The organism is uncultured Thomasclavelia sp. (assembly GCF_944324745.1).
Classification (GTDB): domain Bacteria; phylum Bacillota_I; class Bacilli_A; order Erysipelotrichales; family Coprobacillaceae; genus Thomasclavelia.
Genome location: NZ_CALUXO010000007.1, coordinates 1 through 7,830, shown reverse-complemented (window position 1 = coordinate 7,830; position 7,830 = coordinate 1). Strand labels below are relative to the sequence as shown.

Annotated in this window: 8 protein-coding genes; 2 read left to right on the top strand and 6 right to left on the bottom strand. The window is 30.8% G+C overall.

Going from position 1 to position 7,830, the window contains the following annotated elements; all coding sequences use genetic code 11:
- Nucleotides 1–165: 165 nt before the first annotated feature.
- The 5 genes from Q0K54_RS00625 to Q0K54_RS00605 form a co-directional block, all read right to left on the bottom strand.
- Nucleotides 166–1,206 (bottom strand): D-alanine--D-alanine ligase family protein, encoded by a 1,041-nt coding sequence (locus Q0K54_RS00625; RefSeq protein WP_294577890.1) that lies wholly within the window; start codon nucleotides 1,204–1,206, stop codon nucleotides 166–168.
- A complete protein-coding gene (murF, locus tag Q0K54_RS00620; protein WP_294577888.1) occupies nucleotides 1,203–2,555 on the bottom strand; it encodes a UDP-N-acetylmuramoyl-tripeptide--D-alanyl-D-alanine ligase in 1,353 nt (450 codons plus the stop codon). The genes Q0K54_RS00625 and murF overlap by 4 nt, the downstream gene beginning before the upstream one ends.
- 11 nt (nucleotides 2,556–2,566) lie before the next feature.
- A complete protein-coding gene (locus Q0K54_RS00615) occupies nucleotides 2,567–3,664 on the bottom strand; it encodes a DUF5050 domain-containing protein (RefSeq protein ID WP_294577886.1) in 1,098 nt (365 codons plus the stop codon).
- Nucleotides 3,665–3,744: 80 nt separating this feature from the next.
- Nucleotides 3,745–5,133, bottom strand: coding sequence for a hypothetical protein (locus tag Q0K54_RS00610; protein ID WP_294577884.1), 1,389 nt, complete (start codon nucleotides 5,131–5,133; stop codon nucleotides 3,745–3,747).
- Between the two features lie 67 nt (nucleotides 5,134–5,200).
- Nucleotides 5,201–6,121 carry an AEC family transporter gene (locus Q0K54_RS00605; protein ID WP_294577882.1) on the bottom strand — a complete coding sequence of 307 codons (921 nt, stop codon included), beginning with the start codon at nucleotides 6,119–6,121 and terminating at the stop codon, nucleotides 5,201–5,203.
- Nucleotides 6,122–6,213: 92 nt separating this feature from the next.
- Here Q0K54_RS00605 and Q0K54_RS00600 point away from each other — a divergent pair, with 92 nt between their 5' ends.
- Nucleotides 6,214–6,471: a GIY-YIG nuclease family protein gene (locus Q0K54_RS00600; RefSeq protein ID WP_294577880.1), complete on the top strand. Its 258-nt coding sequence runs from the start codon at nucleotides 6,214–6,216 to the stop codon at nucleotides 6,469–6,471.
- Nucleotides 6,472–6,525: 54 nt separating this feature from the next.
- A complete protein-coding gene (locus Q0K54_RS00595; protein ID WP_294577878.1) occupies nucleotides 6,526–7,398 on the top strand; it encodes a methionyl aminopeptidase in 873 nt (290 codons plus the stop codon).
- Nucleotides 7,399–7,708: 310 nt separating this feature from the next.
- Here the strand turns inward: Q0K54_RS00595 and Q0K54_RS00590 are convergent.
- A partial coding sequence (locus Q0K54_RS00590; RefSeq protein WP_294577891.1) for a PTS system mannose/fructose/sorbose family transporter subunit IID occupies nucleotides 7,709–7,830 on the bottom strand: 122 nt, incomplete at its 5' end.

The window sequence follows — 7,830 nt, the reverse complement described above, 5'->3', positions numbered from 1 at the left end:
TATAATTTTCATCTTATTGCTCCATTATTAGATAATTTTTATAGTTTGATATGCCAAAGCTATTTTTTAAACAAGTATATTATAGTATAGAAAAGACTGCTTTTTATTTCAAATTTATCTCATTTTTTAGATAGCCAACTACAAAAAAAAAGAACCCACAGGTTCTTATTTTTGCATTGCTAGTGCAATTAAACGATCAAGTAATTCAGAATAACTGATACCAAAATCTTCCATCAATTGAGGATACATGGAAATCTTAGTGAAACCAGGCATCGTATTAATTTCATTTAAATATACTTTATTTGATTTTTTATCTAAGAAAAAGTCCACCCGGCTTAACCCGTGTCCATCGATCGCTTTAAAAGCCTTAATTGCATATTGACGAATTTGTTCTTGAATTTTTTCATCAACTAACGCTGGAATACATGTTTTACTTTCTTCATCTTCATATTTAGATTCAAATGTATAAAATTCACCATGTGGCATAATTTGTCCGACACGAGAAACAATAACATCATCATTTCCCAAGACGGCTGTTTCTAATTCAATACAATCAATACATTCTTCTACTACGATATGACGATCATATTTTCCTGCTTCTTGCAATTTATCCATTAACTCTTCCTGACTGTTACAACGATAGCAACCAACACTAGATCCTGAACGACTAGCTTTAATAAAGCAAGGATAACCTAACTTTTCTTTAATATAATTAATTACATCATCATGTTCATCAAAGTTATTGTCAACTACAACCAGTTTATCATCATAACGTTTTTTTACATAAACTGATTTTACCTGAGGAATTCCTACAGTATCTAAGATCTTCTTAGTATAAATTTTATCCATTGCCACACTAGAAGATAATACTCGACAGCCAACATATGGAATTTTAGCTAATTCAAATAATCCTTGAATTGTCCCATCTTCCCCATATAGGCCATGTAATACCGGAAAAGCCACATCTTGACTTTTCAATAAACCATAAATATCTCTGACTTTTTCACTACCATCTAACCAAGTTTCACTAGTTAAATCTGACTGGTTAGGATTTAAATAATGCCAATCACCATCAAGAGTGATTCCTACCAAAGTTATTTCATATTTATCTTTATTAAGATTGTTTAATACTGAGGTACAAGACATTCTAGAAACAATATGTTCACTAGATTGTCCTCCGCATAATACTAACAATTTTTGTTTCATGAGCGTTTCTCCTTTATTTTAGTAACAACTTCTTTCAACTTCATTCCATTTGACCCTTTTAACAGAACAACGTCGTTACTTTCTAAATTATTCTCTAAACAATTTAGCACTTCTTGATTATCTTGGCAACAATAAATTTCCTTCATTCCTGCATTTTTTGCTGCCAGGGCAATATATTCAGCTTCCTTACCGACAGTAATCAAAACATCTATTTTTTTATCAGCAACGTATTTACCTATATTACGATGAATTGCTTCACTGTATTTACCCAATTCTAACATATCAGCTAATACAGCTATTTTTCTTCGTTTATAAGTTGCCAAAACGTCAAGACTAGATTTCATCGAATCTTCACTGGCATTATATGTCCCATCAATTAAAGTTATGTTATCCTTCAATTCAATAACATCCATCCGATTTTTAGTCAATTTAAATTCATTTATCCCTTGAATACATAATTCCATTTCTATATCAAGTGATATTCCAATTGCAATCGCAATTAAAGCATTTAAAATAAAATGTTTTCCAGGAACGGGAACTTTTATATGATAAGTCTGATGATTATAATTTAAATCAAATTCACTGGAATTATCATTTAAAATCACATTATATGCTTTAAAATCACCATCATTATCAATTGCCGTTTTAATAAGTTGCAATCGCTCGATTTTAACTGTTTGCAGCATATCATTATCGTTATTAATAACTAGAAGACTACCATCGTTCATTCCAGTAATAATTTCTAGTTTAGCTTTTAAAATATTTTCACGACTACCTAATTCACCGATATGAGCTGTACCAACATTAGTAATAGCACTAATATCTGGTTTAGCAATTAATGATAATTCTTCCATTTCTTTTAGATGATTCATCCCCATTTCTAAAACCATAACCTGTTCATCCTGCAAGCGAAGAATCGTCAACGGTAATCCGATATTATTGTTATAATTTCCTTCTGTTTTTAATGTTTTATATTTTTGTTTAATAACACTATAAACCATATCCCGGGTGCTAGTTTTACCAACACTGCCAGTAATTCCTACCACCGTAACATTTCGATGACTTCGCAAATAACTAGCCATATCTTGTAATGCTTTTAAAGTATCATCCACCAAAATAACCGTATGCTCTTTATCATCAATAACCCGACTAGTTATAATGGCACTGGCACCATTTTCAAAAGCACTGGCAATAAAATCATGGCCATCAAAGCGAGCACCAATTATTGGAATATACATCATTCCTGGCTTAACCTGACGGCTATCTTGACTAAATCCTGTTATCTCTAATTCTAAATCACCACTCAATAATTTACCATTAGTAGCAGCAATAATTTCTTTTACTTTCATCTTTTTCTCCCCTAAATTTCATTTCCAGCTATTCCTGTTTGATTATCAGTTAATGATTTACTGGTTCCATCTAATTCAACAATCTGATAGGTAATCCCATTGCCTAAATCACTGCCAGTTGATAATACTAATAATTTATCACCAACAACTTCAAAAGTCATACTAGTCAAACTATTATAAATCTCTGTCAAATTTTTACCATCACGATCCATTTGATAAATAGTATCATTATCCTGAATGATCAATTTATCACCAATCATATTTACTAAACCTAACGTAGTACTGTCATAAATCATTTCTGCGTTACCATCTACATCACTTTTCATTAAACCTTGACTAGTAATATAATATAAATATTCGCCATCATAAGTATAGACAGAAGTTCCTTCACCAATTACTTTTTCCTCACTCCCATCTAATTTAATTGATTTTAACTGATTATCATAATCAACATAAAAAATATATTCTTTTTCCTGATCAACGATCAAACAATAAGATACTTCATCATTAATTTTAGTATCCTCATTTGTTGTTAAGTCAAGACAATGGATTGATTCATTATCACTGTCATTTTGATAATAAATCACATCACCTAAATTATGGACATAATAAACATTCATCAATAAACTATCTTCAGCCTGAGTAGTTTTATCCCGCCTGATATAGTCATTGTTTTCATCTACATAATAGTAATAATTTTCATCTTCACTTAAAGTTGTTTTATAGCCATCAAGAAAAACTTCTTGACTAGAATAATCACTATTATATTTAATTACTTGTTGATTCATCGTAATATAAATACTATCATCTTTAATGTAACTAATTCCCAAATAATTAATATTAGTTGCCTGACTATATGCCCCATTTTGACCACTAGGCGTCAGTTCGCTAGTTTTATTAGCTGCCTGACTAGAATTACTAGCCTGCGTTAAACTATTAAGATACATCTGCATTGGCAAGGTAATAATCGCCAATGCAATGAAAACTGCCCAAATTTTTTTATCAAACCAATAACTTTTCTCTTTTTCCTTTTCTATTGGCATCCCGCATTCAGGACAATATGCATATTCATCACTTAATAATGTTCCACAATTCTTGCATTTTTTCATTAAATCACCTACTTTTAATGTCTCCATTTTACCATATTGTATTTATGAAAAAAAGACTTAACTAATTAAGCTAAGTCTCCTTAATAATATACTGCAGTATTAATTAATGAATCGACCGGACAGACTTCACCATATCTGTTACTAAAATACCAGCGATAACCATCTTCATAACGTTCAAACAAAATATAGTTACCGACAATATTAAATTCATTAACATCATCTGCAATTGTGGTATAAGAATCTTCTACGCTATTATAAAAGATCATATTTTCATCACTTGTTGTATAAACAATACCACCATCAACTATTGTATATTTATAAAGATATTCATCAGTTGCTAAAACAGTATCAATTGTTCCATCATCTAAATTAAAACTGTAAATACCATCATAGTCTTGATAATAAAGCAAATTTCCATCAACATAAATATCATCATAACAAGATATTCCATAACGATGAACAATCTGCCCGTTTAAATCCAGTGCTTTAATCTCGCTATCATCACCAGCAACATAAACAAGACCACTAGCACTATCATAGGCAAAACTATAAACATAATTATCACCACTAAGCAGTCTACTTTGGCTACCATCATATAGATACAATGCATTTATATTATCTAAATACAAAAACTGTCCTTGGCCAATCGGCAATACTTTATCCATATCAAATAAATAAGTTTCTTCTTCAGTCGTTAAATTATAACGATAATATTCCCCATAATAACTGCAATATAAATTATCACCTTCTAGATATAACGAAGAGCTTCCAGGCGTAAAATAAGTATTCATTTGATTTATTTCCCTGTCAGTTCGATATACACAATCATTATAACCAAGATATAAATTATCACCATCTATTAAAACACTATTATCTTGATTATAGTTTCCAGCCATTTCTAAATTAGTATTATTACGACTAATATTAACATTGCTTAATGTTTCATCTAAAGTAACAGTGCTATCAAATCCTTCAAAACTAAAATCATTATCAACAAAATTCAAAACAACACTAAATAAAGAACCAGCAATACTTAAAATAAATACTAATCCAACGATCATTGTAATAATTCGCTTAACTTTTTCACCATTTCTTTTTTCGTGACGATGATTAAAAATATTAGCTCTAGCTTCATCAAATCTTTTTTTGATTTCTTTATTACTAGCTTTATAATCATACATTTCTAAAGGTTGAAATAACGTTTTTTTTCTTTTACGTTTATCTTCTCTTTTATTATTTTGGCTAGTTGTATGCTCTACAGTATTTGTCTGACTAACTCGAGAAGTTGTATAGTCACTGGCTCTAGAAATACTATCAGACAATGGATTCCCACAATTAGAACATCTTGTTTGTCCTAGATGAATCGGTTTATCACAAACCGGACATTTGTTTTTACGTCCCCAACGGCTGCCACATAACGGACAAGTCAAAGAACCCGTAAAATGGCATCCACAATTGTTACAAATCATCCTTTCACCCCCCTACATATCTTTCTTTTTGTAATACTATTTTATCACAAAAGATGACATCTAGCTATTAGGCAACTACATTTATGATCAAACATAATAAAGGGATTGTAAATAATGATAATGCGGTCGATAAAAAAACAATTTCCACAGCTAATCGAGAGTCACCATTATACTTTTCAGCTAAGATAGCTGTAGTGCTACCTGCAGGCATCCCGGCTAAAACCGTAGCGACAGCAGTAACTAGTGTTGGTAATGAACATAAAACACATCCTGCTAAAACCAGCAATGGAATTATAATCAACCTAATAACACTATAATAAATTGTTAGTCCATTTATTACTTCTCTAAATCTAATTTCTGCTAAAATTCCACCAATGACAATCATTGACAATGCGATTGTACAGTTACTGACTGACTGGATCGTAACCGTTAAAAAATTTGGTAATTGCACCTGAGTTATCATGATAATCATTCCAATAAAAACAGCAATAATACAAGGATGTGTAAGTACTTTTTTTATTACATCTTTTCCTTTGGCATCAGTAAAACAAGCGACACCTCCAGACCACATCACAATTCTTTGAGGAATCAAATATATTGATGCAAATAACAGACCATCTAAACCATATAACCCCTGAATTAATGGTGACCCCATAAACCCAGCATTAGAACAAATCGTTCCATATTGTAAGACACTTTGCTGCTGCTTATTAGCTTTAGTAAAAAAATATTTTCCAAACAATTGGCAGCCAATTTGAATCACAATTGATACTAATAGAATTTCTAATGAACTGATAATAATCTCGCTGGTCATTTCAATCATGAATGAATAAATAATATTGGCTGGTAAAACTACATCAATTACCAGATCTGTTAAACTTTTACGATTTGCTTTCGATATAATATTAATTTTTCGCAACACATAACCAATAAAAATCAAAATAAAAATTTCTATTTGTAAATCAATTAAATTATTAAAATCAACCATAACTACACCTCATGATAAGTATCTTAATACAAAAAGCCAATTTAGTCATTAAAAAACTACAAAATATTGTTATAATAACTACGGTGAAATAAATGAAAAAACATTATGTCTATATTGTAAGATGCAAAGACAATAGTTACTATACAGGCTGGACTACTAATCTAGATAAAAGAATCCAAGCTCATAATGCCGGAACTGGAGCTAAATATACCAAAGCTCGTCGCCCAGTTATTCTTGAATATTATGAAGAATATGATGATAAAAGTACTGCATTAAAGCGTGAATATGCCATAAAGCAACTTTCACATCATCAAAAAGAGTTATTAATTAAAAAAGTTAGCTCTAGCTAATTGGATTTTCTATTATAAAGTGTTATACTATTTCAATAAGAAAGAGGGCTAGATATGAAACTAAATCGTAACGATCTCTGCTGGTGCGGAAGTCAAAAAAAATATAAAAAATGTCATTTACAATTTGATGAAAAATTAAATCAATTAAAAGCAGCTGGTAAAAAGATACCACCACATAAAATGATAAAGAGTGCTGAACAAATTGAAGGAATCCGACAAGCTGCAATTGTCAATTCCGGACTATTAGATTATATTCAAGAAAATATTCATGCTGGAATGTCAACTGAAGAAATTGATATTATGGCTAAAGAATATACCGAAAAACATCATGCTGTCTGTGCTGATTATCATTATATGGGCTTTCCAAAACACATTTGTGTTTCAATCAATGATGTTGTCTGTCATGGGATTCCAAGTGAAGAGACAATCTTACAAGAAGGCGATATCGTCAATGTTGATGCAACAACAAAAGTAGGCAAATACTATGCTGATGCTTCTAGAATGTTTATGATTGGTAAAGTTAGTGATGAAGCTAAAAAGCTAGTTGAAGATACTAAAAAAGCTTTAGAAATTGGAATGGCTACTGTTGTTCCTTATGAAAGTTGTGTTGGAGATATTGGTAAAGCAATTGAAACATTTGCCAAAGCTAATGGGTACAGTGTCGTTAGAGAATTTTGTGGCCATGGTGTTGGTTTAGCGATTCATGAAGATCCATATGTCTATCACTTTGAACCAAATGAAAAAACTGTAACTCTAGTTCCAGGAATGGTCTTTACTATTGAACCAATGTTGAACTTAGGAAAGCGTGATGTTTTTGTTGATGCTGATGATAATTGGACCGTTTATACTGAAGATGGCTCATTATCTGCTCAATGGGAACATACATTATTAGTAACCGAAACTGGCGTAGAAATTATTTCCAAATAACAAGAAGCAGCTTATGATACATTATAAATATGGTATGTATCATTATGCTGCTTCTTTTAGTTATTAATGTTGGCAAAAATCTTATTTAAATTATCATCAAAATCAAAATTATACTTATTATCATCATTAGGCTACTAATAACAATAATGCTTAAATGTGATGATCCAAACATAATAAGGACTATGGCAAATGAGGAAAAAGTAATTGTGTTTCGTGCCCATCTTTTTAAATTATTCAACATTCGACTTTGATATTTTATCTCTTCAAGATAAGCATTTTTAATTTTGGCCTCTATATAACTTTTTCTTTTTTAATATTGTAAACCTGGATTAAAGAATCCGACTAATACTCCTACAAAGGCAATCACTACTAACAGTAACATTACTTTGATCGGTGACATCTTCTTTTTCGCCAATAAGTACCAGCATAACA